Source organism: Luteococcus sp. H101 (assembly GCF_038433155.1).
GTDB lineage: Bacteria > Actinomycetota > Actinomycetes > Propionibacteriales > Propionibacteriaceae > Luteococcus.
Genome location: NZ_JBCDMW010000041.1, coordinates 1 through 1,245 on the forward strand (window position 1 = coordinate 1; position 1,245 = coordinate 1,245).

General features: G+C 65.5%; 1 protein-coding gene. It reads left to right on the forward strand.

Annotated features, from left to right (window positions below; genetic code table 11):
• Positions 1–209 precede the first annotated feature (209 nt).
• Entirely contained in the window at positions 210–1,157 is a 948-nt protein-coding gene (locus tag AAEX60_RS15370; protein WP_342104681.1) for a hypothetical protein, read from the forward strand.
• The last annotated feature ends 88 nt before the right edge of the window (positions 1,158–1,245 follow it).

Below are 1,245 nucleotides of genomic sequence, written 5' to 3' on the forward strand. Positions count from 1 at the left end.
AGCAACTGGTCCGAAGGAAAACCAGTGGCCTGACCAAAGAAGTGTAGATGGTACCCACCGCAGTCGGTGGGTACCATCCACACTTCTTGTCGGGTGTCATGATCAACCTCCCAGGGCCGGGTTTTCCACAGATTCCGGACTCCTGGGAATTGTCCACAGGCGGTTTCTGGACCCTCGCCCAAGCAGCCCCGGGCGGCAACAGTGGGGGCATGCACCGCAGAATCGACCCCTCCGTGGAAATGGCGGGTCTGCTCCGTGCCCAGGGCGGGGTGATCAGCCGGGAGCAGGCCTTGATCTTCCTCCCGGAACGTTCGCTCCAGCGTCTGGTGGACACGGGGCGCTGGCGACGCATCACGGATGGCATCTTCACGGACGTACCAGGGGTCCTTGACTTCGAGGGACGCGCCTGGTCTGGGATCCTGGCCGCCGGGGATGGGTCCATGCTGGGAGAGCACGCTGCGGGGCACCGACACGGGATCTGCGAAGAGCCCGGCCGAGACATCACCGTGTTCGTGCCCCTCAGCACCCGACGGGTGCCGGCACCCGGCTGTCGGCATGTCCGTCGCCGGGACCTGCCACGCTCCCGGGGCCGTTTGCCCGCCACCCCGGTGGAGTGGACGGTTCTGGATCTGTGCGGCGCCGAACCGGACAAGGCGGTGCAGTGGGTCACAGAGGCCTTGCGGATGCGGCTGACCACGCCCGAACGCCTCCAACAAGAGCTGCAGAAGCGCCCACGGCTACCCGGTGGGCGTCAGCTGCGGCCACTCCTGGTGGAGCTGCTACAGGATGCCCAGGGCCTTGAGTCCACGCTGGAGCACCGTTACGCCACTGCGGTCGAACGGGCCCACGGGCTACCGCGGGGCAAACGTCAGTACCGCCGCCAGCACAAGCGGCATGACGTGCGCTATGACGCAGCTCTGGTGGAGCTTGACGGCAAAGTGGGGCATCTCGACAGCGCCTCCACCTTCCGGGACATGTACCGGGACAATGAGTCCCTGCTTGAAGGCCTGCCCACCCTGCGCTACGGCCACCACGACTGCTGGAACCGGCCCTGTGAGGTGGCGGCTCAGGTCAATCGAATGCTGCTGAGGACAGGTCAGCCCACCGATGCCCATCCCTGCCCGAATTGCCAAGGGTCTGACCTCTGGCCCAGCTAGGAGACTGCTAGAAGTGTGGATGGTACCCACCGACTGCGGTGGGTACCATCCACACTTCTGTTCGGCCCCTAGACCAAGAGGGTCAGGC

Coding starts and splice junctions, on each gene's coding strand:
- AAEX60_RS15370 (WP_342104681.1), top strand. CDS start 210: ATGCACCGCAGAATCGACCCCTCCGTGGAAATGGCGGGTCTGCTCCGT.